The following is a 24863-nucleotide window of genomic DNA, read 5'->3' as shown; positions in this document are numbered from 1 at the left end:
GCGTACGGGTATGACGTTGCCCTCGGGTAGACGGAAGACAAAACGGAAACGTTGGTTCCTTGCTCCCGCGCCCCGGCGCCCAAAACATTTTGCCGCCCCTACTAACCTGACCGTCCGTTCCGCCGTTGTGCAGAGGAATTGAAGCATCCTGCATGAATCGGACCCTCATTGGCGTCGTCTGGCTAAGCGTATACCTTTTCGTCGTGCTGGCACCCATCGGGCTGATGCTGGTGCCGCCGGTCCCGACGGGGCGCTCGTTCCTGGTGGAGCTGTCCGTGGCACTGGGCTTCGTCGGACTGACGCAGATCGGCATCCAGTTTGTCCTGATCGGTCGCTTTAAGCCGCTGACCTACCCCTACGGCATCGACGTGGTACTGAAGTACCACCGGCAGATCGCGATCGTCGCCATGCTGCTGGTGCTGATCCACCCCGTCCTCTTGCTCATCGAGCACCCGGCGCGCATCGTGCTCTTCAATCCCTTCGGGGGCACCTACGCCAGTAAGTTCGGCATCCTGGCGGTGCTGCTGCTGATCGCCCTGGCGGTGACCTCCGTTTGGCGGGAACGGTTGAAGATCCGCTACGAGCACTGGCGCTTCGTTCACACGGGTCTGGGCATTCTGGTACTCGTCTTCGCCCAGGCCCACGTGTCCCTCGCCGGGCTGTACATCAATACGCTCTGGAAGCAGATCCTGTGGCTGGTCTCGAGCGTGGGGCTGGTGTCGCTGATCGCCTACCTCCGGCTGATCAAACCCTGGTTGCAGCAGCGCCGGCCGTGGCGGATCGTCGGGGTCCGGCCGGAGGGCGGCGGTACCGTCAATATTGACATCGAGGCAGTGGGGCACGACGGCTTCCGCTTCCACCCCGGGCAGTTCGCCTGGATCAAGGTGGGCGACTCGCCGTTCACGCTGGACGAGCACCCCTACTCCTTTGCCTCCAGCGCGGAAAAAACGACCGGCCTGTCGTTCGGGGTGAAGGCCCTCGGTGACTTTTCCGAACGCCTCCAACAAATTGACGAAGGGACAACGGTCTACGTAGACGGGCCCCACGGCGCCTTCTCCATCGACCGCGCCCAGGCCCCCGGCTACGTCTTCATCGCCGGCGGGGTCGGGATCACCCCGATGATGAGCTTTCTCAACACCCTGGCCGACCGCGGCGACCCGCGGCCGATCCTGCTCATCTACAGCACCAATACGGAGCCGGAGCTCGCCTACAGTGAAGAGATCGAGGCACTAAAGGACCGGCTCGACCTGGAAACGGTCTTCGTGCTCGACGAGCCCCCCCACGACTGGGCCGCCGAGGAAGGCAAGGTAACGGGCGACCTCCTCGAGCGGCGCCTCCCGAAGGATCGGTTCGTGCGGCGGTTCTTCGTCTGCGGGCCCGGTCCGATGATGACCGCCGTACAGGAGGCGCTGCTCGAACACGGCGTACCCCAGTCGCATATTTACCTCGAAAAATTCGCCCTCGCCTGATCGCCGTTTCGGCCCACCCTATACCCGCCCCGTCCTATGCGTCACATCCTCGCCAATGTTTTCACCTACGTCCTCGTGATCGGGCTGATCCTGGGGGCCATGGGCTTTGCCTGGGTGCGCAGTGCGCAGTTGGTGATCGCGCACGAGGGGGACGTCGAGCCCCGCGTCCTCTTCGACGGGCCCGATCCTACGGCGGCCGACTGGTTGGCCTTCGGCGAACGGACCTACCGGGTCAACTGCCAGAACTGCCACACGGTCGACGGCTCGGGACGGGGGATGTACCCGCCGATCCAGCGGATGGCGGTCCACCTGACGGCCGATGGCGGACGGGACTACCTCGTCAACCTGACTCTCTACGGCCTCTACACCGGCACCTACGGCGCCCCCATGCCCCCGATGCCGGAACTGAGCGACGCGGAAATAGCGGCGGTGACCAACTACATCCTGGTGCACTTCGCCGGCGAGGGTAATGCTCCGGATGCGTCGCGGTGGTATTTCCCCCGCGAAGTAGCCACGCTCCGGGGGCAACGGCTGAGCGAGTGGGACGTAGCCGATTCACGCCCCGCCATTCCCTCCGCCCGGGACCTGGGGCGGGGGGTGAAGGTGAATATTACTACGGATGCGCCGGCGGTGCCGGAGGGGGAGGATGAGTGAGGGGTTTTTCTTTACTCTGCGGTACCCCTCCGTCGCGCAGCGACCCCTCTCTTTACCTTACTGCTCTGTGGTTCCTCCGTGCAGCCCTCCGTGTCACCGCTGTGGTTAGCTTATCCCACTTGGCTGCTTGCCAGGGCATTCGAAACACGGATTAACTTCGTCGCTGCTTCTTGGCTTCCCGCCTGGCTCCGCGCAACTTTGCGTTTTTCTTTGCTCTGCGGTACCCCTCCGTCGCGCAGCGACCCCTCTTTTTACCTTACTGCTCTGTGATTCCTCCGTGCAGCCCTCCGTGTCACCGCTGTGGTTAGCTTATCCCACTTGGCTGCTTGCCAGGGCATTCGAAACAGTGATCCCGGCGATGATGACCGCGAGCGGAGCTCAAGAAACGTACACCGCGGGTGAAGCTCACGAACCTTACCCGGTTCCCGAATGGCAGGAATACCCGCAATACCCGATCTTTACCGTTCACCACCCCCCTCCCCGATGCGTAACCAAAGCAGTCAGGACGAGCGCATAGCCAAGATGACCTTCTCTTCCGTCTACCCCACTACGTCACCAAAGTGGAGAAAAAGGGCCGCACGAAGGAAGAACTCGATCGGGTCATCACCTGGCTTACCGGCTACGAAGCGTCCCGGATACAGGCCCTGGTCGACGAGGGCATCACCTTCCAGGCCTTTTTCGACCGGGCCCAATTGCACCCCAACGCCCACTTGATCACCGGCACGATCTGCGGCTACCGGATCGAGGAAATCGATAACGATCTGACGCGGCGGGTACGGTACCTGGACAAGCTCGTCGACGAACTCGCCCGGGGCCGGAAGATGGAGAAGATTCTGCGCGAGGGGTGAGGGAATGCTCCCGAGGAGCGCGTCCTTCAGAAAGAATTGATCCGCACCTCGATCCGATTCAGCCCCGGTTCCAGGCGGACCGTTTTGAAGGCGGGATTGACGCTTTCGCCGTTTAGCGTCATCGCCTGATTCTCCTTTAAATCGAGGGAAAACTCCGCCACCATATTGCCGGGGAGGGTTAGCTCGTAGACCTGTAAGCTTGGATGGAGGTTTTCGTATTCCCCCCGGATGGTGCCCCGCAGGGTAGGTACCTCGATCGAGGTCCGCTCCAGGGTGCTCATCCGGGGATGGATGCGCGCGACGGCGTACCCCGGCTCCTGCGGCCGTAATCCCCAGAGGTAGCGCGGGATGATGTTGGCCGGCACCGCCCCCCAGGCGTGGTTCAGATCGAGATTGGTCTTGTACTTGAAATCCCAGGCCTCCATCGTCATGGTGGAGCCGTAGCGGATCATGTTGTACCAGCTGCGGTCGCTGGTATCGGTCAGCAGCTGTAGCCCGTAGTCGGCCATGCCTGCTTCGTACACGGCTTCCATCAGGTACTGGGCCCCGTATACGCTGGCCGCCATACCGCGCGATTGGATATGCTCTCCCACCGAGGCCACGTAGGCGTCCGGTACCATGCCGAAGGCGAGGGGGAACATATTGGCGTGAACCGAGGCGTGGTCGGTGCCTTCGCCGTCGACGTAGATGCCCCGCTCCTTGTCCAGCATTTTTTCGTTGACCGCCCGTTTGGCCTGCAGGGCGTACACCCGGAACTCAATGGCTTCCTCCGGTTTGTCCAACAGGTCGGCGAATTCCGCCATGATTTCCATGTTCCGGTAGAAGAGGGCGTTGATCACGGTGTTGTTGTCCCGGAAGACGAAGCCGTCCCGTTCGCCCTGGGTATCGGAGCCGCCCCAGCCCGCCGGCGGCCAGTCGACGATGTCGCGGAGTTCCTCGTCGCGGTCTCCGAAACCCAGCTTGCGCATGTATTCGGGGGTGATTCGGGAAGAACTCACCAGGTGATCCTCGCCGATCAGACCGATCAGGGTCTTCCACTTCAAGTCTTCGTAGTACCGCTCGATCAGTTCGGTATTGCCGGTATACATGTAGTCGGCGTAGAACATCAGGGCCACGTGCTGCTGCCATTCGGTCGGCCAGGTCGGGTGCTCCATGAAGTACTCGATGGTGCTGCGGGCGATGGCGTACTCCCGGTCGGTGGTGTAGTGGCTCAGCTGATTCAGGTAGGCATCGGCCTCGTAGGGAATGCGTTCCCGGTCGCCGTCCACGTAGAGCCCCGCGAAGGTGGTGGCCTTGATGGTATACTTGCAGAGGTCCCAAACCTGGTCCAGAATGGTATCGCTGCTCGTGAAGGAACTCGCCGCTTCGTCCCAGTAGCCGTGGTAAGCCAGCTGCCGCACCTCCCGCAGGCCGTCGTTTTTCACCCCCGTGATGCTGGCGTAGCGAAACGGTAGCAAGACCGGGAAGGAATCGGGCATCCGCACGGCCGCCGGTCCGGTATTCCGCTCGTCGGGCACCAGGGGCAGCAGGTAGGTATGGGTACCCCGGCGCACCGGCAGCTCCACTTCCTGGTAGCGGATGGTGCCCCCGGGCTCGGAATCGATCGTCCCGTCGTCGTTCAGCAGTTCGCCGACCCGAACCGTCAACTCGTGCGGGCGCCGGGCGGTGTAGGTGAGCTCCATATTCGCGAAGGCGTCCCTGCCGAAGTCGATGAATACGTCTTCGTCCGTTTCCCGCCGGTCGACCGGTTCGATGGTATCGACCTGGAAGCGGTTCGGCGTGGTCAGGCTGGCGGTAGCGGCGGGTCCGGCCGTAAATCGTTGCGGGGCGCTGTAGGCCGTCAGGCGATTCAGGCCGTCCCAGATCCGTACTTTCCAGTAGTAGTCCCGCCCGGGCTCCAGGGGCGGACCGGCGTAGGTGATCCCGGACGAGGCGCCACTCCGTACCCGGTCGCTGTTCCAGACGTCCCCTACGCTGTTGTCGATCTTTTCCCGGCTCGAGGCGACCAGCAGCTGGTAGGCGCTCTGTACGCCCGACGCGGCCGGGACGACCCAGCCGAATTCCGGTTCCGGATCGCGGAGGGGCAGGCCGGCCGGTTGGCGGAGGTACTCTACGGACAGGCCGGTGGGTCCGGTGGAGCCGTCGTCGCTATACCGTTCGATCAGCCGGTCGGTAGCGTGGCGGAATTCGAGGAGTTTGTCGCGGTAGGCGGGGTCGCCGGCCAGGTTCTTGGTTTCCTGCGCTCCGGCGCCCAAATCATACAGTTCCTCCAGGGAGCGGTCGTTGACGTAGCGGAAGTACTTCCAGTCCTTCGTCCGCACCCCCTCGCTCGGCGGGATGTTCGCGAATTCCCAGATGTGCTCGATGAGGGCGGTGTCGCGGTCCAGTTCGTCCGTGGCCCCGGACACGATGGGGTACAGACTAATTCCCTGGTACATTTCCGGCTGTGGCACCCCGGCTAGGTCCAGGATGGTGGCGGGCACGTCGATGTTGAGCGCCAGTGCGTCGCTGTCGTAGTGGGCGGGCTGGCGGGGGTCGTACACGATCAGGGGCACCCGCACCGACTGTTCGTACAGCAGCCACTTCCCGGCAAGCTGCCGCTCCCCCAGGAAGTAGCCGTTGTCGCCCATGACGATGATGACGGTGTTTTCCGCAAGTCCTTTTTCCTCCAGCTTCTGCCGCAGCTTCCCGATCTCCAGGTCGATGCCGGCGATCATGCGGAAATAGCCCTTGACGCTGTGCTGGTACTTTTCCGGCGTATCATAGCGCCAGGTCCAGCGCAGGCGGTTGAAGCCGGCGCGCACGGCCTGCGGCAGGGCGTCGAAATTTTCCTGGGCGCCGAGCGCGGGAGGCGGGGCATCCCGGTCGGTCAATAGCTGATCCGTTTCCGATTGCCAGAAGTACTGCTCCTCCGCGGGGTCGTGGGCGTGGGGGGCGCTGAAGCTCAGGGAAAGGCAGAAGGGCTGGTCGCGGTGGGCGTTCCGGTCCACGAAATCCAGGGCCTGCTGCCCCGTGTAGCGGGTGAGGTGTACGGTATCCCCGTCCAGGGTTTGGTAGTAATAGCCGCGGCGGTCGGGGTAGGCGTTGTTGCGGTCGTAGGTTTCGTACTCGTCAAACATCAGCTCTTCCCCATCGTAGCGGATGCCATACTTGCCGTAAAAGCCCGTGCGGTAGCCGGCCGCGCGCAGGGCCGCGGGGTAAGCTTCGGCGAGGTACCGGTCGGGTATGTTGCCGGTCTGAAAGTTGAAGCGATGGGCCCGTTCGTAGACGCCGGACAGGATACTGGCCCGACTGGCCGCACAGATGGGCGTCGTAACCATGGCGTGGGAGAAGTAGGTGCCGGCTTCGGCCAGGCGGTCCATCTCCGGGGTGTGGGCCAGGGGATTGCCGGCGTAACCCAGGGCATCGAAGCGCTGGTCGTCGGTGAGGATGAAGATGATGTTCGGGCGATCCGGTGTTTGCCCGACCAGCCTTACCGCGGTCAACAGCAAAATTAAAACGATACAACTGGGTCGAAAAGGATCGGTCATATTGGGGGAAGATGAGGTATCAGAAATGACCCGCCGACGCCCAATATGGGGATATCTGGCACGGCGGGTCACGAAACTCAATCATATAAAACAAAATTTGTCATGGCGCTGGTGGGCACTGCGATCGGGGCTCCGTCACCCACGCGCTCGCGGGACGAGGATGCACCCTGCCTCCGGGTGGCCGAGCCATTGCCGGCGTACGGGGCATGGTCGTCAGCGCCGGACGAGGCGAAACCGGTGTTGTGGATCGATAGCGGTACATAGGCCAAGGCTTGCATGATCGGGCAGTATCGTACCGAAATAGTACGTCGAACCTCCGCGCCAACCGTCCTGCACTCACCTGCTTCGCTTGCGGAAGTTTCGCGGCGAATAGGTAGTCCACCGAGCTTACCCCTTTACGTTCCAGCGCTTGCTACTGGCTGGAATGCATTTAGTGCGCCGGCCGACCGGTTCCATCGGGAAGCAACCGGTGATCGAAGGTGGTGGACAATTGCGCCCCACCGGCACCGCGGGAAATTCTAACTTGATTCCATGAAATTGTCCGTAGTGATCCTCGCCATACCCTTCCTTTTCGCGGTTGGGTGCCGTTCGAATGCCGATCCCGCCGGCCCCACCGACGACCGCCCCAACATCGTCATCATCCTGGCCGACGATATGGGCTATTCCGACATCGGATGTTACGGCGGCGAGATCGCCACCCCCCACCTCGACCGGCTGGCGGCCGACGGGCTCAAGTTTCGCCATTTCTACAACGCGGCCCGCTGCTGCCCCACCCGTGCGTCGCTCCTGACCGGTCAGTACCCCCACGTAGCGGGCATGGGAAAGATGGTCAGCAGCGTCGAAAGCACCCCGGAACCGGGCCCCTACCAGGGCTACCTCCGCGAGGACGTTCCCACCCTGGCGGAGCGACTGGCCGACGCGGGTTACCGAACCTACCTATCCGGCAAGTGGCACGTAGGCGAAAAACCGGAGCACTGGCCGCTCCGGCGGGGCTTCGACCGCTACTTCGGGCTCATCAGCGGGGCGAGCAGTTACTACACCCTCCGCACCGATCAGGACCGCCAACGGCAGATGGTGCTGGATTCGGTGCCCTGGACGCCTCCCGCCACTGGCTTCTACGCCACCGATGCCTACGCCGACTTCGCCGTCGACGTACTGCGCGACCACGAGCAAACCCAGGGCGACCAACCCTTTTTCCTCTATCTCGCCTTCACCGCTCCCCACTGGCCGCTCCACGCCCCCGAAGCCACCACCCAGCTGTACCGGGGGAAGTACGCCGCGGGCTGGGATAGCCTCCGCCACCTGCGCCACGCCCGGCAACGGGAGCTCGGCCTCATCGATGCGCGATACGCCTTACCGCCGCTGGAGGACGACGTGCCGGAGTGGACCGACATCGACCCCGCCGACCAGTGGGAACGCCGCATGGAGGTGTACGCCGCCATGGTGCACCGCATGGACGAAGGCATTGGTCGGCTCATCGAGCAATTGGAAGAAAGCGGTGAACTCGATAACACCCTGCTCGTCTTCCTTTCCGACAACGGCGGCTGCGCCGAGGACATCAGCGGCCGCCAGCTGCACCGCGACACGGCCACCATCGGCCTGCCCGGCAGCTACGTTGCCTACCGCAAACCGTGGAGCCAGCTCAGCAACGTCCCCTTCCGCAAATACAAGCAGTGGACCGACGAGGGCGGTATCGCCACCCCCCTGATCGTGCACTGGCCGGCCGGTGCCCCGCAGGGTGACGACTGGATCGACGCCTACGGCCACGTGATCGACCTCTACCCCACCGCCCTCTCCGCGGCCGGCATCCCGCTCGGCGGGGAAGCGTTGCCGGGAAGGGATATCTTTTCCAACCTGGAATCGGAGGCCTACGAGCAAACGCGGCCGCTCTTCTGGGAGCACTTCGGCCGGGCGGCGGTGCGGCGCGGGCGGTATAAGCTGGTCCGCCACCGGGAAGACGGGGCCTGGATGCTCTTCGACCTCCGCAACGACCCCACCGAAGGCACCAATATCGCCACCGAGCAGCCGGCTACCGTGAGCGAGCTGGCCAAACTGTACGCTGGCTGGGCCCAGGCGGTCGGTGTGTAGGGGACGACCCCCTTCGCCCTGCCGGATGAACGTCTACCCGGCTTGGAGCATGTACGAAGCGGTAAATTGCCCCAGCCTCCCGACTTTCCAACAGTAGATCATGCAAAAAACTAGCATCGCCATAAACTGCCTGCTCCTCGTGACCCTGTCCGCCGTCGCCACCGGCCAGGCGGCGAAGCCCCTCGTCATCATCACCCAGGACGGGGAAGTAGACGACCGGAGCTCCTTCGTGCGGTTTCTGCTGTACACATCCGATGTCGACGTGCGGGGCATCATCGCCACCAATTCCAAGTGGCAGCAAAACGGCCACGGGCTGGGGTGGATCGGGGAGGCTTACCGGGTGTACGGCGTGGTGCGGGACAACCTGCTGCTGCACGATCCGGATTACCCCACGGTGGACTACCTGGAATCGATCACCGTGCGGGGCAACGAGGATCCCGACCACCTGACCGGCGCGCCCCCCTACGCCGACTCGGAGGGAGCCGACCTGATCGTGCGGGAGCTGCTGGCCCTGGACGACGAGCTGCTGCACCTCAACTGCTGGGGCGGGGTCAATACCGTGGCCCATGCGCTGTGGAAATTCCGGAACGACCACCCGGAAGCGTACGCCCAAAAGGCGGCCCAGGTGCGGGTGATCACCATCGACTTCCAGGACGCGGCCGGCGACTGGATCGTAGCCAATCTGCCGGAGATCCGGGTGATCCGCAACAACGCCTTCCACATGACCTGGAATTACCACGGCGTTGATGATCCCTTAGCCCACAATCCCTACCCCAAACTCATGAGCCGGCGGTGGCTCTCCGAAAACGTAAAGAACGGCCACGGTCCCCTCGGCGCCTGGTACCCCCAGGATAACGTCAGCGAGGGCGACACCCCGGCCTTCCTGAACTTCGTGGATAACGGCCTGGAAGCTTACGCCGATTACGCCCTCGGCGGATGGGGCGGCCGCTACGGCTCCGTGCGCGGCAACTACTGGATGGACGCCGCCGACGACGGGAATCCCCACAAAACCCTCTGGCGGTGGATCCCCGACGTGCAGCACGACTTCGCGGCGCGAGCGGACTGGTCGGTGAAGTCCTACGAAGACGCCAACCACTCGCCCGTCATCGAAGCGACCGGCACCGACGGGGTCGTGCAACCCGGCCAGCAAGTATCCCTGACGGCGCGGGCCACCGATCCGGACGGTGATGCCGTTTATTACTACTGGTGGCACTACCCCGATCCGTCGGGCATGGCGCAGCCCCTCAAGATCGACCGGGAAACGGCGGCCGACGCTTCCTTCACCGTGCCGGATATGCCGAACGGCCCGCTGTACATCATCCTGGAAGTGCAGGACGATGGGATGCCGAGTCTGAAACGGTACCGGCGGTTGACCTTTACCGTGGAAAAGTAGCTTACGGGACCAGGTGTTTCGTTAGCCAGGAGTGCCGTGGCCTTTCCGGGTTTGCCCGGCACCCGCGCGCCGGCGCCCCACCCTGCGTTTGTCAGGCAAAATATCGCCGGCCCCGCCCCGTTAAGTTCGGAGCCCTAGTGGGCCTAACCTGTTTAACCCCACCGGCCTACAATCGATTAACCTTGCTTTCACGCCTTTACCCTAACTGCCGACTGATCGCGGTAATTTTACTGCTCATCGGCACTACCGTAGTCACCGCCCAACGGGACTTCCGGCCCGGATACATGGTAACGAAGGCCAACGATACGATCACCGGGGAGCTCCACTACCGGGGCGATCTGGCCCTGAGCTACCACGCCCGCTTCCGGACGCCCGACGGCGACGCCACCACCTACGCGCCCGGGGAGATCGCCGCCTACCGCTTCGACGGGGGCCGGTCGTTCGTCTCGGAGGAGGTGGACGGGGAAAAGGTGTTCCTGGAACGCCTCACCGACGGCCGGATCAGCCTGTACTACTACCGCGACACCCTCGGCAATCATTACTACGTCGACAAACCGGGGCTCGAATTGTCCGAACTGGAATACCGGGAGTCCATCAAGTACGTGAACGGGAGACGGGTGTACAACGAGTCGAAAAGCCACATCCTCCGCCTTAATTACTTCATGCAGGACCTGCCCGACGCGGCGGCGCTGACGGAAGACCTGGGCGAACCCAAGCATAATGCGTTGATCAAGCTGCTCCGCGAATACCACGAGGCGCTGGGGATCGCGGAGAAATTTACCGTGCTGAAGGAGCAACCGCCGCTGATCGTGCCGAATCCGGAACTCCTGGGCGGTTTTGCTACCTACACCGACGTACCCGACCTCACCGCGTCGTCGTATTACCCGGTGGGGGCCGTCGTGCACTTCTGGTCGCCGCGCGTCAACGAAAAGCTCTACTTCCGCACGGGCGTACTCTATTCCCGCCTGCAGTTGGAAACCGGCTCGAAAGCCTTCTTCAAGATCCCCCTGCAACTGGAGTACATCTACCCGTCAGGAGCGTTCCGGCCGCGGATCGCCTTCGGCCCGATCTTCAATAACCTGACCGCCCACACCGTATCCGGGAACGTCGGTGCCTTCGTGCGGGTAGGTCCCCGGGTATTCCTGAGCCTGAGTTACGGGGTGGAATTTGAGCAGGACCTGATGATCGTCCCCACCGCCTACCTCGCCCAATCCTTCCACCTGGGTTGCGCGGTGATGCTTTCGGAGCGGTACCGGCACTGATCCCGCTGCGATACAGGATGCGCGGCATCGGTGCATCCGGCGAGGGGCCCACCCCACGTGGGCGAGATCGGTCCGTCGCCCGTGGGGAATTTGAAAAAAGATTCGGCGTAGGTACAGACATTGCTTATTTTTAGCCTTCATCCTACCGATCCCGTCGACATGCACTACATCGCCAAGCCTTTCTTCGCACCGGTCCTTGTGGCCCTTCTTTTCGTCTTCGCCGCCCCCGCCGTGGCGCAGGACGGTACCATCTACCCCCTGGATGCCCCCGCGGAGCCCAATGCGATCCCCCTGAATACGGGCGGCGTCGACGATCAGCCCGCTTCCGAATCCTGGTTCCGGCAGTGGGGCGACCCCATGGCGCGCAACATTACGGAAGCCACCCTCACCCCCTTCCTGCCCGAGCCCGGCACGGCGAACGGCGCGGCCGTGATCGTGGCGCCCGGCGGTGGATTTATGTGGCTCTCGATGGGCAATGAAGGCTGGGAAGTCGCCGAAGCACTGGCCAAGCAGGGCATCGCGGCGTTCGTACTGAAATACCGCCTCCACCCCACGGCGGAGACCCTCGAAGACTTCACGGCCTTCATGAACCGCCCCCGCACCGCACCGGCCCCGCCCGCCGAGGGGGAGGCAGCCGCGGAAACCCCGCCCGCCCGTCCGCGCCGCGATCTCTCCAATCAACTGGAAGACGCCGAGGCCGCCTACGCCATGATCGTTGACCGGGCCGAGGAATGGGGGGTCGATACCGACCGGATCGGTATGATCGGCTTTTCGGCCGGCGCCGGGCTCACGATGCATTCGACGCTCAACTCCGAATCGATGAACCTGGCCTTTATCGGACCGATCTACGGCGGCATGGGCCCCGTCGAAGTACCCGAGGATGCCCCACCCATGTTCAGTGCGATCGCTTCGGACGATTTCCTCTTCGGGGGTCAGTTCGGCGTAATCGAATCCTGGTACAAAGCGGGTATCCCCGTCGAGTTTCACCTTTACCAGAACGGCGGCCACGGTTTCGGCCTCGGCAATCCCGACCGGACCAGTAACCGCTGGTTCGATGCCTTCGTCCACTGGCTCACGGTGAACGACTTTCTCACCGACGCTCCCGGAAAATAAGATCGCCCGCGCGGCATGACCGCCCAGTCCCGGTTGGCCCGCGCGGCGTCCTCCGGAACAACCGGCAGTGCCATTGCTCCCCCTCCGTCATTCCGCACGGTGACCGGTACCCGCCCACATGACCCTTCCTATCCATCCCTGCCTCTGGTTCGACGGTACCGCCGGCGAAGCCGCCCGCTATTATTGCTCCGTCTTTCCGGATTCCCGCATCCTCTCGGAAAACCCGATGGTGGTGAATTTCGAATTGAACGGCCGGACCTTCATGGGCCTCAACGGCGGACCGCAGTTCTCCTTTAACGAGGCCGTCTCCTTCGTGGTCACCTGTGCCGACCAGGACGAAATAGACCACTACTGGACCCACCTCACCGCCGACGGCGGCCGGGAAGGCAACTGCGGCTGGCTCAAGGATAAGTACGGCCTGTCGTGGCAGATCGTGCCCGCGGTCCTGCCGAAACTGCTCGGCGATCCCGTCCGGGGGCCCCGCGTGATGGAGGCCTTCCGCAAAATGAAGAAGTTCGACATCGAAGCCTTGACAAATGCCTGAGGGAAGTCTACCTAGTCGGCGACCAGCTTCAGCTTCGCGGCCCAGTCCCGGTTCTCGCGGTCGCTGGCGGCGGGGAAAGCGGGTAGCTTGATCACCCCGTTCGCATCGCTCCGCAGTTCCGTGTCATCGCCCCATACCCCCGTGGTCGGGTCGTACCAGGTCAGGCGGTACTCTGCACTGGCTTGCATGCCGTGCACCTCGGGCACCGCGGCTCCGTGCTCGAAGTAGAGCAGGGCCAGCTGCGCCGCCGGGTCACGGAGCAGGTAGGCCCAGCCGTCCAGTCCGTCGAAGGGCGCATCGGGCGCCTTGTGGGGATGCAGATCCTCCCGCACCGGCCGCAGCGCAGCGTAGGCGTCGCCTTCGGACAGCATGAATTCGCCCAGGTGAACCATATAACTTCCGGAGGTATAGCCCAGCGCCTCCCAGAAGTGGGGACGCGCACCCGCCGGCTCTCCGGTGGTGGTGATGTCGTAGGCGGCCGTACCGTGCACGTGGCCGGCCAGTCCGCCCGACAGCACCGACCCGTACATCTGCGCCCGGGCGAAGTAGTTATCCCGCTCCGAATTCGCCGGTGGCCGCTCGCCTCCCGGCTTGTTGATCTCGTGGTCCCAGCCGGTGTAGTACGGCTCGAAGTTGATGGCCGGGTACGGCGGCTCTACCGCGAAGATGGACTCCAGCGAATCGCTCACCCGGTGATCGCGCGGCTTATTCCCGACGCTCTGGATGGTGAGCCAGGGCGCCTCGTCGCCGGCGCCGAATTGCTCCAGGGTGCTGTTGTTGATCAGGGCCGTTACGGGTTGGCCGAAGGGGGGCGGACCATAGGTTTCCCGGTGGTACGTCAGCGCCTCGTTGAACTGATCGGCCGTCAAACTGAAATCTTCCGGAATCCAGTCAAGGTGGATACCGCTGAACACCACGTTATAGGCCCCGTAGCGCGCGATCAGGTACTGAAAGTAGCGCGCGAAGCTCTCGTTGAAGTCGAAGTAGGCCGCCCACGCCGGACCCGCATCCCGCCGCACCGTCTCCAGCAGGGAGGTGAAGCCCTGCTCCGACAGGAAGGCCATTTTCTGGTCCAGGCTGCGGAAATAGGCCGGGTTGACCCGGTCGAAATCGGACAGTTCCTCCCTTCCTGCCGAAGGGTGAAAGGGCAGGTTCCCGCGCTCGTCGCGCATATTTTTGGCCGTAAAACTTCCCCAGTAGCTCATGTCGCCGGAGGCATCGCGCCCCAGGGAATCCGACACGGTATAGCCGAATTTCTCCCAGGCGTTGCGCAGGTACACCTCATTGGAATCCGCGTAGGTGCTGGGGTGCACGTCCGCATCCCAGTTCGGGAAGGCCGCGATCATGCTCACCGAGTTGAAACCCTGCCGCTTGCGGCACCCCACGGCATCCTCGAAGCCGATGCCGGGACCGGGTTGGTAGCTGCTGTCCGTCACCGCGCCGCGGAAGGGCAGCCGCCACGTACTCCCCGCCAGCCAGGTATCGCCCAGCATGAAGAAGGGGGTACCGTCGGCAAAGATTAAGGCGTGTCCGTTTGCGTCGGGGCGCAGGAACCCACGGCGTACCGGGTTTTCGGCCAACTCCCCTTCGGACCAGGGCTCGGCCCGAAAGGAGCCGCGGTGTCCGTTGAGCCCCGCATCGTCCGGCTGGTTCGATCCGGTGGTAAAGGTCCACTCGCCGGGCGTCGGGGCGGTCAGCCGGATGCGGAAGGTGGAGTCGCCATCCCAGAAACCGTAGACGCGTCTGGAGAAATCGGGGCCTTCCAGCTCCGCGTAGATAGCGACCTCGGCGTAGGGATTAGCGTAGTCCTCGGCGGCGGTGAGCTCGATTTCCACTACTTCCCAGACGTGGTGGACGCCAACCGCCTCCTGGCTGAGCAGCGGCAGGGAGGTAAGCAGGCAAACGGCAAGAAAAAACAGGTAGTCGCGCATCATCGGCCGGCGGTTTGGCGGAGGTTGAAATAGAGTTTCGGGCCCTGGTCACCGTCGTTCGCGTAGAAGCTGGCGTTGATGAGGCCGAGGGGTTTGATGATCAGTCCGGTGGTGGTGCCGTCGAGGAGGCGCTGCATCACCGGTCGGGAGAGGGTGACGTGGGTGACGCTCCCCCGCCCCGCCGTGACCGCCACGTCGAAGATCATCTGTTGGTTCAGCGGCTCGCTGCCGTCGGGTAAGAGAAAGTCATCGTAGGTCACGCTGTCCTGCTGCCAGTCGGGGTCACCGCCCATCACCTCGATGATACGCACCTTGGGGAACTCCTCGCCAAGCTGATCGCCGTAGGCCTCGCGGTAGTTGCCCCCGGAGGCCACGGCCTGGGTGGTCAATTCCAGGATACCGGCCCCGTCGGCGGCTTCCCCGCGGAAGTCGTCTAGCTCCCAGCGCAGGAGGGCATACTGGCCACGTCCGACGCTCAGTACCGGCACATCCGCTTCGCCCTCCCGGGCCGTCCAGTTACTGAAGTTGACCTCGGGGTAATCGGGCGCGATGACGGCGTTCTGCGCCACCGGCAGCACCCGGTCGAAGGTGGCCAGGTCGGGCACCTCGGGGTGATACATGAGGGGTTCTCCTTGTTCCGGACTGGCGTCGGCGGCCTTCACGATATCGGCACGGAAGTAATCCAGCTGCACTTCGTAGGTGTCCGGCCCGAAGTCGGTGGCGCAGAACTGGACGTAGAGGGTATCGTCGGCCCGCACGTCCAGATCCCGGGTGAGGAAGCTGATGGTGTGCCATTCGCTGGTATCCGCGATATCGAATTCCCGCAGGTGCTCGTGGAAGTCGGTGGTCCGGTTAGTGACCACCATGAAGTTGACGCGGCGGGGAGCGGCGCTGATCTTCACCCGGGCTTCCACGAGCAGCTCGTTGGCCGGGTCCTCGAGTTTGGGCAAGTCCAGTAAGTCGGAAACGTCGCGCTTGAGGATGGTCCACCAGACGTTATGCCGGTCGCGGGTAGCGTCGATGGAGATGATGCCGTGGCCGTTGCGGGCGGTGAGCGCCATGGTGGGATCGCCGTCGCCGGTCATGAGGATATAGTCGTTTTGGCTGTCGACATCGAAGTCGTCCCGAAACTGGGCACTAGACCAGAGGGGAAGCAGCATACAAGCCAGGAGGAAGCGGTACATGAGCGGACTTTAGGGGGGAAAAGTACCCAATCCGGCGCAATCGATTGTGACCGTTCGGGAGGTATGTCTCCTGGAAGCCGGGGAGATAGGGGATGGCTGGGTTGAGATGTCACGTACGTTATCTCACCCTGGAAGGGTTCGACCCTGGATTATCGCGGCGAGATGGCACGTATGTTATCTCACCCTGGAAGGCTTCGACCTTGGAGCGTAGCACCGACCCCGACACCAGCCGAGGTCGAGCGCCCTCCGGGCCGAGATGGTACGCACACTACTCGCCCTGGAAGGACTCGACCTTCAAATGTTGCGCCGACCATGCCACCAGCCGAGGTCGAGTGCCCTCTGGGCCGAGATGCCACGCACACTATCTCACCCTAGAAGGGTTCGACCTTGGATTGTCGCGGCGAGATGGCATGCACACCAGCTCACCCTGGAAGGGTTCGACCTTGGATTATCGCGGCGAGATGCTACGCACGCCATCCTACCCTGGAAGGGTTCGACCTTGCAGCGTAGCATCGACTCCGCCACTAGCCGAGGTCGAGCGCCCTCCGGGCCGAGATGCTACGCATACTACTCGCCCTGGAAGGGCTCGACCTTGGAACGTAGCGGCGACCATGCCACCATCCGAGGTCGAGTGCCCTCTGGGCTGAGATGCCACGCACACTATCTCACCCTAGAAGGGTTAGACCTTGGATTGTCGCGGCGAGATGGCATGCACACCAGCTCACCCTGGAAGGGCTCTACCTTGGATTATCGCGGCGAGATGCCACGTAAACTATCTCACCCTGGAAGGATTCGACCTTGGATCATCGCGGCGAGATGCTACGCACGCCATCCCACCCTGGAAGGGCTCGACCCTGGAGCGTAGCATCGACTCCGCCACCAGCCGAGGTCGAGCGCCCTCCGGGCCGAGATGCTACGCACACTACTCGCCCTGGAAGGGCTCGACCTTGGATTATCGCGGCGAGATGCCACGCACACCATCTCACCCTGGAAGGGTTCGACCCTGGATCATAGTGGCGAGAGGGTAGCCTTCGTCGAAGCAATCGGCGGCGGTCATCGATAAAGCTGGGCAACAGGGAACGGCAAGCCTACTATTGCCAAAAACCCAATCTTCTTGACCCTTCCTGATTGCCGCAACCATGCTTAGCCGAAAAGTCGTCGCGACCGTTTTCATTGTCATCGCCCTGGGACTGGGCGGGGTGTTCTTTGCGGCCACTACGTACCCGGTCGGCCTCTCGGGCTACTTCCAGCCGGAATATTACACCCAGTTCGGACCGCTTGCCATCTGCGTCGAACTCCTCCTTGCCGGTGGCTACCTCTACTTCGGGCATCGGAAGGCAAATTTCACCCTGGCGCTGTTTGGCTTTACCGTCGTGGCGGAGGTGTTCTTCAACCTGATCGGCTTATCTCCCACCACCATTCCGCTCTACGCGAGGCTAATCCTACTGGCCTGCAGCGCGGTGTCGCTAAGGCTGGCGTTTACGAATGCCTACCGGCTCGGACGTATTTCGGCACTGGGGGCCATGGGTAGCTTTATCCTGGGCAATCTCGTGGAACTCTTTTTTAATGATCTTTTCGTGTAGTCCGGATAGCGCTGCGGGTGACGGCGCCAGGGTGACCCTGCCGGAAAACGCTCCCCCTTCCACGATCTCCGGCACCCGCGCCCCGGCGCCCAAACCCTTCTTTGCCGTCACGCCGATACCGACAGCGACCACTTGTACTTAATCGCGAAGTAGCGGATCAGGAAGACCACAATGATCGCCGTCACCGTGCCGGCTTTCTCGCCCACCAAGGCCGTCACCAGCAGGAAGACCACCCCGCCGGCGAGGCAGGCACTGGCGTAGATCTCCTTGCGGAAGATCAACGGCGGTTCCCCGGCCAACACGTCGCGAATCACGCCGCCGAAGGTAGCCGACACCACCCCCAGCATGACCGCCACCAGCGGACTCAGCTCGTACGCCAGCGCCTTCTGTACCCCCGCCACGGTATACAGCGCGATGCCGATGGTATCGAAGAGGAAGTGGCTGCGCCGCAGTTTCACTACCTGGGTGCGGAAGAGGTACGTGACGGCCACGCCCCCGATCACGAGGTAGACGTACAGCGGGTGCAGCATCCAGTTGACCGGGGTGCTGCCCAGCAGGAGGTCGCGGAGGGTACCGCCCCCGGTGGCCGTCACCAGCGCCATGATGAACACCCCGAAGATGTCAAACTTGGACCGCATGCCCGCCAGCGCCCCCGAGATCGCGAAGACCAGGACGCCCACGTAGTCGATGGTAAGGACGAAGTATTCCATGCGGCGAAAATAGGGGCTATTCGCCGCCTACCTTCCCGCTTCCCGCACGGCTTCCACGCGGTACGCACTCTTCCCGGTGTGGACCTGGCCGAACTGATCGGTAGCCCGCACCTCGATGGTATGCTCGCCCGCCGCTAATTTGGCGGGGATGTTGCCGCGCCAGAGGTGGGTGCTGGGTACGGCGTTCGAGCCGCGGCGGCCGGGCAGGAGCTCCTCGGCGGTGTCCCATTCGTAGACGGAGGCCTCGTAGCTGGGGTCCTGCTCCTCGACGTATTCCATCGCCTGCCATGCGCCGTCGTCAACGCGGTAAACCACCTCGTCGCCCTCGCGGCCCACGAAGAAGTTCGCGTAGATGCCGGCCTGGGTGTTGCGGCCCCGGGCGATCACCCGCGGGTGAAAGAGCTCCATCTGGTAGGTCGCGGGTTTACCGGCCACGCGGTATTCGGTCCGGTACTGGTTGCCGTCGAAGTGGAGGAAAGCATAGCCCTTAGGCGTACCGTCGCGCATGGTGGAAACGGGGATGCCCCGGTCGTCCAGCCTGCCGGAATACCAGTCGCCGGAGGTGGTGCCGACGTTGTACTCGTGGTGGACGGAATCGCCCCGCCAGCCTTCCTCGGCGCCGAAGTAGTCCTGGCGTTGGGTGTGGGTGTGGGCCGACAGCGACAGCGTATGCGGGTGATCGGCCAGGATGTCGAACAGGCGGGCGCGGTCTTCGTCGCGGTAGGTCTCCCCGCCGAATTCGTCCAGGGGAATGTGGTGGGCGAGTACGACCAGGTGATCCTCGGGCACGAAGCGGAGGTCGTTCTCCACGAAGTCGAGCTGGTCTTCCCGGTAGCCGCCCCAGTAGCCGCTGGAGTCGCGGGGATCGGGGTAGAGGATGTTATCCAGCACGATGAAGTGCACCTTGCCGTAGTTGAAGGCGTAATTGGCCGGACCGAAGTGGGCCTCGTAGGTCTCGTCGGCGAGTTGGTCCGTCGGCGCGTCGAAGTTCAGGTCGTGGTTCCCCATGACGTTGTACCAAGGGATCCCAACCCGTTTCACCGCCTGGATGTAGGGGTTGAAGAGGTCGAGATCGTTGCCCACCAGGTCGCCCAGACTGAGGCCGAAGGGAATGTTCTCGATCCCTTCCACTTCGGCAACCACGCCGCGGGCGAAGAAGTCGACCTCCTCCAGGGTGTAGGGCTGGGGATCGCCGAAAATGAGGGCGGTAAACTGCTCCGGTTCCTCCCGGGGAACGAGGCCAAAGTCGATGGCGTCCGGTAGCGGACCGGTGGCCGCTACGCCGGCGAAGTCCGAACTGGGGGAGCCCGCCGGCTTGTGGATGTAGTAGAAGCGGGGCAGGTTGTTCGCGTCGGTCGGTACGGCGTAGCCAGCGGGCTTGATGACGCTGACGATGTGGTCGTCGCCGATCGGCAGGGTGTACCGGCCGGCGGCGTCGGTCCGGACGACCCGTTCGCCATTGGTGACGCTTACGGCGGCGATACCTTTTTCGCCGGCGTCGCGGGTCCCGTTACCGTTGGTGTCGGCGTAGACGGTTCCGGTGGCCGTATCCTGGGCGGAGAGGCCGCCGGCCAGCAATAGGTAAAGAAGAGTGGGAAGGAGGAGCTTGGTCATGGTTCTTTTGTCTTGTTGGTTTTAGTCGATGGTATCCCACCAAACTTTGGTATTGATGTCGTCCAGTCCGCCGAGTAGCCCGAGGGCATCCTCGTAGTTAGCGTTATTGTTGATGCGCACGTCCTGGGGGTAGAAGAAGCGGGCGGGCATGTTGCCGTCGTTGAGGGTGGCGGGGGTCGTGGGCAGTTCGGGCAGCCCGGTGCGGCGGTACTCGAGCCACTGCTGGTAGTCCACGAAGTAGAGGGCGTAGTACTTCTGCAGCAGGATGCGGTCCAGGCTGCCGTCGTAAGCGGCCAGGGGGTTCTCGAAATAATCGGCCGCGATCGTAGCTCCGAGCTGCTCCGCCGCTGCCGTTACGCCGGCGCGGTAGTGGGCTTCGGCGCCGTCGGTGTAGCCGCGCTGGGCGAGTTCGGCCTTGATGAGCTCCACCTCGGCGTAGGTGAGCAGGAAGATCTGCATGGGGTTCTCCACCTGCTCGATGGTGAGGGTGGAGGCATTGTAGGTGAACTGGGATTCCGGGCCGTCGTAGGCGCTGGGGATGCCGCGGTAGCCGATGTTCTGGTTCGCGGAATCCTTGGCCATCGTGGCGATGACCGGCCGGCGGGGGTCCTCCAGGGCATTGAGGTTGTCGATAAAGAAGGAGGTCATCTTCGTATTCAGCCGGAAATCCTGGGGCCGGCCCCAGGGGGACACGTTCGGAGTGACGCCGGTCACCTGGAGGACGGCCGACTCGTCGGTTGCCATCATCACCGGGTACAAGTCCGGGTTACCGACCATCGTGGTCAGCGTTTCCCAGGAGTCGAAGTCGGGGCGATTGGACACCCGCAGCAGCAACCGGAGGTGGAGGGAGTTGGTGAATTTTTGCCATTTCTCCACGTCGTTCTGGAAGAGGATATCGGGGGCGTAGACCATGCCGAGGTCCGCATCGTACAGGGTATTCGCCCGCTCCAGGTCGGAGAGGATGGTGGCGTACACTTCCTCCTGGGAGTTGAAGCGGGGGTAGAGGTTGCCTTCCTCGCCGCGGGAGGCTTCTTCCATCGGTACGGGACCGAAGAGGTCGGTAAGGTTGGCGTAAATCAACGCGTTGAGGGTCAGGGCGATGGCCTCGTAGTTGGGATCTTCGGCTTCCACGGCCGCCATGCGCATTTCCTTGACGTTATTGGCGAGGCGGTAGTACCAGTACCAGGAGGAGTTGCCGATGTTCGGACTGACGTCGTAGCGGTGCAGTCCGCCGGAAACGCTGGGGAACGGCACGGTGACCTGCATCAGGTCGAAAGTGATGGCGTGGCTGCGGCCGGCGTTGTGCGTAGCCAGGTCGTAGAGGATGGGGTTGATGAGGGTGCCCGGGCTGATGGTGGCGATCCGGTTGGGGTCCTCGTTGACTTCCGCGAAATCACCGGTACAGGCGGTGAGGAGCAGCAGGAAGAGGGAGAGCAAGCAGTATTTCATGGTTGATTTTTACGGTCGGGAGAAGACCTTGCCGGGTTACAGCGTGAGTTTGAGGTTGAAGCCGTAGGTGGCGGGGGACGGCATCTGGCCGATTTCCGCACCGGGCAGGATAGTATCGCCGTTCAGCGTGGCCGTTTCCGGGTCGTAGATGGGAAAGTCCGACACGACGGCCAGGTTACGACCGAAAAGGGAGGCTTCCAGTCCCTGGATCCGCAGCGTCTGCAGCCAGGAGCCCGTGAAGGTGTACGCCAGGCTGACTTCCCGCAGTTTCAGGTAGGAGGCATCGAAGGAATTGGACTCCACGTTAGCGCGGCGGTAGTAGCGGGTGTACCAGTCGGGGGTCACGGCCGGAGTGGTATTGGGGGCGTAGGTACCGTCTTCGTTAAGGACTACGCCTTCGCCGACGATAAAGCCTTCCTCCCGGCCCGTGAAGGTGGACCGCAGTTTTCCCTGCTCGGCGAGTTTGTGGTGGGTCTGGGAGTAGATGATGCCGCCGTACTGCCCGTCCAGGGTGAAGTTGAGCGTCGCCTTACCCAGCCGGAAGCTGTTGTAGAGCCCGGCCCGCCAGTCCGGGGCGGCGTCGCCGATGTAGGAGATATCGTCGGGGTAAGCGGGCAGGCCGGCGTTATCGTATACGATCTGTCCGTCGGGCGAGCGCACGAAGGCCGCCCCGTAGATCGCCGTGGTAGTGCCCCCCTCCTTGGCGATGATGGTGGCCTGACCGGCGGAACCGATCTCCTGCTGCCCCTGGATGCCGTCGGCCAGGGCCAGTACCTTATTCCAGTTGCGGGAGAAGGTCAGGGTGCTGGTCCAGTTCAGCCGCTCGCTCTTGATCGGCTTGCCCGTCAGGGTGAGCTCCACGCCGCGGTTGCGCACTTCCCCGCTGTTGAGTACCGCCGAGCTGTAGCCGGTGGTGATGTCGAGAGGGATGGAGATGATCTGGTTCTTCGTGGTGGTTTCGTATACCGTGGCGTCGAGGGTCAGCCGGCTCTTGAGCAGCCGCGTTTCGATGCCGGTCTCGTAGCTCCGGGTGATCTCCGGGCGGAAGTTGGGGTTGTAGAGGTTCGTCGAGAGGGAGGCCGAGCTCGGGAAGGCGCTCTGGCTGTAGTACTTGCTGGTCCGGTAGGGATCGGTATCGTTGCCCACCTGGGCGAAGGAGAAGCGGTACTTCAGGAAGCTCACCGCCTCGGGCAGTTCGAACAGCTCGGAGAGGATAACGCTTACGTTGGCCGACGGGTAGAAGAAGGAGTTGTTCTGCACCGGCAGTGTGCTCGACCAATCATTGCGGCCCGTGAGGTCGAGGAAGATCTTCTCCTCGTACGACAGCGACAGCAAGCCGTAAAGGCTGTTCACCTTCCGGTTGCGGTCGTAGGTCTGCACGATGGGGTTGTTCACCCCGTTGGCCAGCTTGTAGACGCCGGGTACCACCAGGGCGTCCACCGAAGCATCCGTGCGGCGGTAGCGGTAGTCGAGGGCGTTGCCGCCCAGGGAGGCGGAGTAAGCGAAGCCGTCGCCGAGCTGGTTGTCGTAGCTCAGCAGGAAGTCGCTGTTCACCTCCTGCTTGAAGATGTTCTGCTTCTCGTAGAAGCCCCGGGCGTAGCGGTTGATGCTGTACGGCCGTTTTTGCTCCCGGTCCTGGTGGTAGGTATTGAGGGAGGTACGCAGCATGAGTTCCAGGCGCGGGGCCAGCTCCAGCCTGGCGAAGATGTTGCCCACGATCTGGTCGCTGCCCAGGGCGTTGGTGGCCTCGTAGGCGATGAGGTAGGGGTTGTCGATGTAGGAGCTGAAGGGCTGGATCTGCTGGATCTGGTTCTGACCGTCCTGCCAGATCGGCCGATACCAGTCGAGGTCCACGTTCGGGTTCTGGAAGATCATGAAGTAGGCGATCGAACCGTTGTTGTAGCCGGTGCTGGGCAGGTTGTCGCTGGTCCGGTTGTTGTAGTTGATGACGGAGCCGACCTCGATGCGGTCCGAGATCTGGTAGTTGGCGTTGATGGAGGCCGTGAGCCGCTCGAAGCCGGTATTCGGCATGATCCATTCGTTTTTGGAATGGCCCGCCGAAAGGCGCATCGACCCCTGCTCGTTACCGCCCTGGAGGGAGACGTTGTTGTTGTAGGTGACGCCCGTCCGCCAGAAGTCCTTGCGGTTGTCGGGGTAGCCGCGCCAGGGCCGCCGCTCGGCCGACTGTCCCTCCACCGCCGGGTCATACTGGTAGTAAGTCTGTCCGTCGAAGGCCGGGCCCCAGGCGCTGCTGGTGCTGCCGGTGTTGTTGCCGTCTTCCGAGGAGCCGAAAGAGTAGTAGGGGTCGCCGTTGTCGTCGAAGCTCTTGCCCGTTCCCTGCCCGTATTCGTACTGCCAGTCGGGCCAGCGTTGGATGTGATCGAAGCTGACGCTGGAATTGTAGGTCACGCCGAGGCCGCGTGCCTGCCTCCCCGATTTGGTAGTGACGATCAGGGCACCGTTGGCGGCCCGGCTGCCGTAGAGGGCGGTGGCGCCGGGGCCCTTAAGCACCGTCACGCTCTCGATGTCTTCGAGGTTCAGGTCGGAGATCGCGTTGCCGTAGTCGATCGGTGAGTCGGCGCCCATGTAGGCCGAGGAAGAGCCGGAGGGGGTCAGCTCCTGGTTCACCGGCACGCCGTCCACGACGATGAGGGCGTAGTTGCCGTTGGGGTCCAGGGAGTTGTTGCCGCGCAGGGTGATTTGCTGGGAACCCATCGGTCCCGAACTGGCGGAAGTGATGTTGAGCCCGGCAACCTTGCCCTGCAGCGCGGAAGTCCAGTTGTTGGGCACGGCCTGCGCCAGGTTGTCGGCCTTCACCGTCGCCTGGGAAAAGCCCAGTTTTTTCTCCTCCCGCTTGATGCCCAGGGCCGTCACTACGACGGCATCGAAGGAGTTCACGTTGTCCGACAGGATGATGTCCTGGACGGAACCGGCCGTAGCCTCCACCGTCCGGGTACCGTAGCCGATGTAGGATACCTCCAGGGTGGCGTCGGCGGAGGTCACCGCCAGGCTGAAGTTGCCGTCGTAGTCGGTCGTGGTTCCGTTGGTCGTCCCTTGCTCCATCACCGTGGCCCCGGGTAGCGGAAAGCCCTCCGCGTCGTGGACGGAACCACGGACGATCTCCGCCGCGTTCTCCTTTTTCCGGATCGTGATGATGCGGTCGACCACCTCGAATTCGAGGTCGCCGCGTTCGGACAGGGTGTCGAGCACCGCCTCCAGGGGCTCGTCGGTGGCGTCGAGGGTGAAGCCCTGGTCCGGATTCAGCACCCGGGTGTCGTACACGAAGGTAAAGTCGGTCTGCTCCTCGATGACGTCCAGGACTTGCCGCAGTGGCGCGTCCCGGAAGGCGGCGTTGGCCAGACCGGGGCTGGGCCCCTGTCCGCGGACGGGAGCCACCAACCCAGCCACCAGCACGCAAAGCGGACAGAGGCGGTAAATCGTTCGCGTAAAGGAATGTCGGTAAGTTGCGATCATGTGGGTTCAATTACTAG

15 protein-coding genes and 1 pseudogene are annotated in these 24863 nt (G+C 63.2%); 9 read left to right on the top strand and 7 right to left on the bottom strand.

Features of this window, described 5'->3' with window-relative positions; all coding sequences use genetic code 11:
- The first annotated feature begins 152 nt into the window (after window positions 1–152).
- The 3 genes and pseudogenes from CLV84_RS04025 (at window position 153) to CLV84_RS04015 (ending at window position 2971) form a co-directional block, all read left to right on the top strand.
- Complete coding sequence (locus CLV84_RS04025; protein ID WP_104418442.1) at window positions 153–1469, top strand: ferredoxin reductase family protein; 1317 nt, start codon at window positions 153–155, stop codon at window positions 1467–1469.
- Window positions 1470–1505: 36 nt separating this feature from the next.
- Entirely contained in the window at window positions 1506–2123 is a 618-nt protein-coding gene (locus CLV84_RS04020; RefSeq protein WP_104418441.1) for a c-type cytochrome, read from the top strand.
- A gap of 483 nt (window positions 2124–2606) precedes the next feature.
- Window positions 2607–2971, top strand: a pseudogene (locus CLV84_RS04015) (DUF2200 domain-containing protein).
- A 26-nt stretch (window positions 2972–2997) separates the two neighbouring features.
- Here the strand turns inward: CLV84_RS04015 and CLV84_RS04010 are convergent.
- Window positions 2998–6501 (bottom strand): sulfatase-like hydrolase/transferase, encoded by a 3504-nt coding sequence (locus CLV84_RS04010; protein ID WP_104418440.1) that lies wholly within the window; start codon window positions 6499–6501, stop codon window positions 2998–3000.
- A gap of 531 nt (window positions 6502–7032) precedes the next feature.
- On the opposite strand from CLV84_RS04010, the gene CLV84_RS04000 reads away from it, so the two are divergent.
- From CLV84_RS04000 to CLV84_RS03980, 5 genes are all read left to right on the top strand, one after another.
- Entirely contained in the window at window positions 7033–8589 is a 1557-nt protein-coding gene (locus tag CLV84_RS04000; protein ID WP_211295163.1) for an arylsulfatase, read from the top strand.
- A 100-nt stretch (window positions 8590–8689) separates the two neighbouring features.
- A complete protein-coding gene (locus CLV84_RS03995) occupies window positions 8690–9982 on the top strand; it encodes a DUF1593 domain-containing protein (protein ID WP_104418438.1) in 1293 nt (430 codons plus the stop codon).
- A gap of 182 nt (window positions 9983–10164) precedes the next feature.
- Window positions 10165–11244 carry a hypothetical protein gene (locus CLV84_RS03990; protein WP_104418437.1) on the top strand — a complete coding sequence of 360 codons (1080 nt, stop codon included), beginning with the start codon at window positions 10165–10167 and terminating at the stop codon, window positions 11242–11244.
- A 159-nt stretch (window positions 11245–11403) separates the two neighbouring features.
- On the top strand, window positions 11404–12357 hold the full coding sequence (locus tag CLV84_RS03985) for an alpha/beta hydrolase (RefSeq protein WP_104418436.1): 954 nt from the start codon (window positions 11404–11406) through the stop codon (window positions 12355–12357).
- A 118-nt stretch (window positions 12358–12475) separates the two neighbouring features.
- On the top strand, window positions 12476–12901 hold the full coding sequence (locus tag CLV84_RS03980) for a VOC family protein (RefSeq protein WP_104418435.1): 426 nt from the start codon (window positions 12476–12478) through the stop codon (window positions 12899–12901).
- Between the two features lie 11 nt (window positions 12902–12912).
- Here CLV84_RS03980 and CLV84_RS03975 read toward each other — a convergent pair whose 3' ends face one another.
- Both CLV84_RS03975 and CLV84_RS03970 read right to left on the bottom strand, forming a co-directional pair.
- Window positions 12913–14835 (bottom strand): DUF5060 domain-containing protein, encoded by a 1923-nt coding sequence (locus CLV84_RS03975; protein WP_104418434.1) that lies wholly within the window; start codon window positions 14833–14835, stop codon window positions 12913–12915.
- Window positions 14832–16016, bottom strand: coding sequence for a hypothetical protein (locus tag CLV84_RS03970; protein WP_104418433.1), 1185 nt, complete (start codon window positions 16014–16016; stop codon window positions 14832–14834). The genes CLV84_RS03975 and CLV84_RS03970 overlap by 4 nt, the downstream gene beginning before the upstream one ends.
- Before the next feature lie 1139 nt (window positions 16017–17155).
- Between CLV84_RS03970 and CLV84_RS03965 the strand changes: the two genes are divergently transcribed.
- Window positions 17156–17599 carry a hypothetical protein gene (locus CLV84_RS03965; RefSeq protein ID WP_104418432.1) on the top strand — a complete coding sequence of 148 codons (444 nt, stop codon included), beginning with the start codon at window positions 17156–17158 and terminating at the stop codon, window positions 17597–17599.
- Window positions 17600–17706: 107 nt separating this feature from the next.
- Here the strand turns inward: CLV84_RS03965 and CLV84_RS03960 are convergent, their stop codons facing one another.
- Genes CLV84_RS03960 through CLV84_RS03945 form a run of 4 tightly spaced genes read right to left on the bottom strand, consistent with a single transcriptional unit; the run spans window position 17707 to window position 24846 of the window.
- On the bottom strand, window positions 17707–18309 hold the full coding sequence (locus tag CLV84_RS03960) for a trimeric intracellular cation channel family protein (protein WP_104418431.1): 603 nt from the start codon (window positions 18307–18309) through the stop codon (window positions 17707–17709).
- Between the two features lie 27 nt (window positions 18310–18336).
- Complete coding sequence (locus CLV84_RS03955) at window positions 18337–19923, bottom strand: calcineurin-like phosphoesterase C-terminal domain-containing protein (RefSeq protein WP_104418430.1); 1587 nt, start codon at window positions 19921–19923, stop codon at window positions 18337–18339.
- Between the two features lie 21 nt (window positions 19924–19944).
- Window positions 19945–21372 carry a SusD/RagB family nutrient-binding outer membrane lipoprotein gene (locus CLV84_RS03950; RefSeq protein WP_104418429.1) on the bottom strand — a complete coding sequence of 476 codons (1428 nt, stop codon included), beginning with the start codon at window positions 21370–21372 and terminating at the stop codon, window positions 19945–19947.
- 36 nt (window positions 21373–21408) lie between these two features.
- Window positions 21409–24846 carry a SusC/RagA family TonB-linked outer membrane protein gene (locus CLV84_RS03945; protein ID WP_104418428.1) on the bottom strand — a complete coding sequence of 1146 codons (3438 nt, stop codon included), beginning with the start codon at window positions 24844–24846 and terminating at the stop codon, window positions 21409–21411.
- Window positions 24847–24863: the final 17 nt, after the last annotated feature.

Origin of the sequence: Neolewinella xylanilytica (genome assembly GCF_002934605.1) — a bacterium.
Lineage (GTDB): Bacteria > Bacteroidota > Bacteroidia > Chitinophagales > Saprospiraceae > Neolewinella > Neolewinella xylanilytica.
This window is presented reverse-complemented; position numbering and strand designations above follow the sequence as displayed.

Bases quoted from the DNA above. Each gene is read 5' to 3' on its own strand.
- CLV84_RS04025 (WP_104418442.1), top strand. From the start codon at position 153: ATGAATCGGACCCTCATTGGCGTCGTCTGGCTAAGCGTATACCTTTTC.
- CLV84_RS04020 (WP_104418441.1), top strand. From the start codon at position 1,506: ATGCGTCACATCCTCGCCAATGTTTTCACCTACGTCCTCGTGATCGGG.
- CLV84_RS04010 (WP_104418440.1), bottom strand. From the start codon at position 6,501: ATGACCGATCCTTTTCGACCCAGTTGTATCGTTTTAATTTTGCTGTTG.
- CLV84_RS04000 (WP_211295163.1), top strand. From the start codon at position 7,033: ATGAAATTGTCCGTAGTGATCCTCGCCATACCCTTCCTTTTCGCGGTT.
- CLV84_RS03995 (WP_104418438.1), top strand. From the start codon at position 8,690: ATGCAAAAAACTAGCATCGCCATAAACTGCCTGCTCCTCGTGACCCTG.
- CLV84_RS03985 (WP_104418436.1), top strand. From the start codon at position 11,404: ATGCACTACATCGCCAAGCCTTTCTTCGCACCGGTCCTTGTGGCCCTT.
- CLV84_RS03980 (WP_104418435.1), top strand. From the start codon at position 12,476: ATGACCCTTCCTATCCATCCCTGCCTCTGGTTCGACGGTACCGCCGGC.
- CLV84_RS03975 (WP_104418434.1), bottom strand. From the start codon at position 14,835: ATGATGCGCGACTACCTGTTTTTTCTTGCCGTTTGCCTGCTTACCTCC.
- CLV84_RS03970 (WP_104418433.1), bottom strand. From the start codon at position 16,016: ATGTACCGCTTCCTCCTGGCTTGTATGCTGCTTCCCCTCTGGTCTAGT.
- CLV84_RS03965 (WP_104418432.1), top strand. From the start codon at position 17,156: ATGCTTAGCCGAAAAGTCGTCGCGACCGTTTTCATTGTCATCGCCCTG.
- CLV84_RS03960 (WP_104418431.1), bottom strand. From the start codon at position 18,309: ATGGAATACTTCGTCCTTACCATCGACTACGTGGGCGTCCTGGTCTTC.
- CLV84_RS03955 (WP_104418430.1), bottom strand. From the start codon at position 19,923: ATGACCAAGCTCCTCCTTCCCACTCTTCTTTACCTATTGCTGGCCGGC.
- CLV84_RS03950 (WP_104418429.1), bottom strand. From the start codon at position 21,372: ATGAAATACTGCTTGCTCTCCCTCTTCCTGCTGCTCCTCACCGCCTGT.
- CLV84_RS03945 (WP_104418428.1), bottom strand. From the start codon at position 24,846: ATGATCGCAACTTACCGACATTCCTTTACGCGAACGATTTACCGCCTC.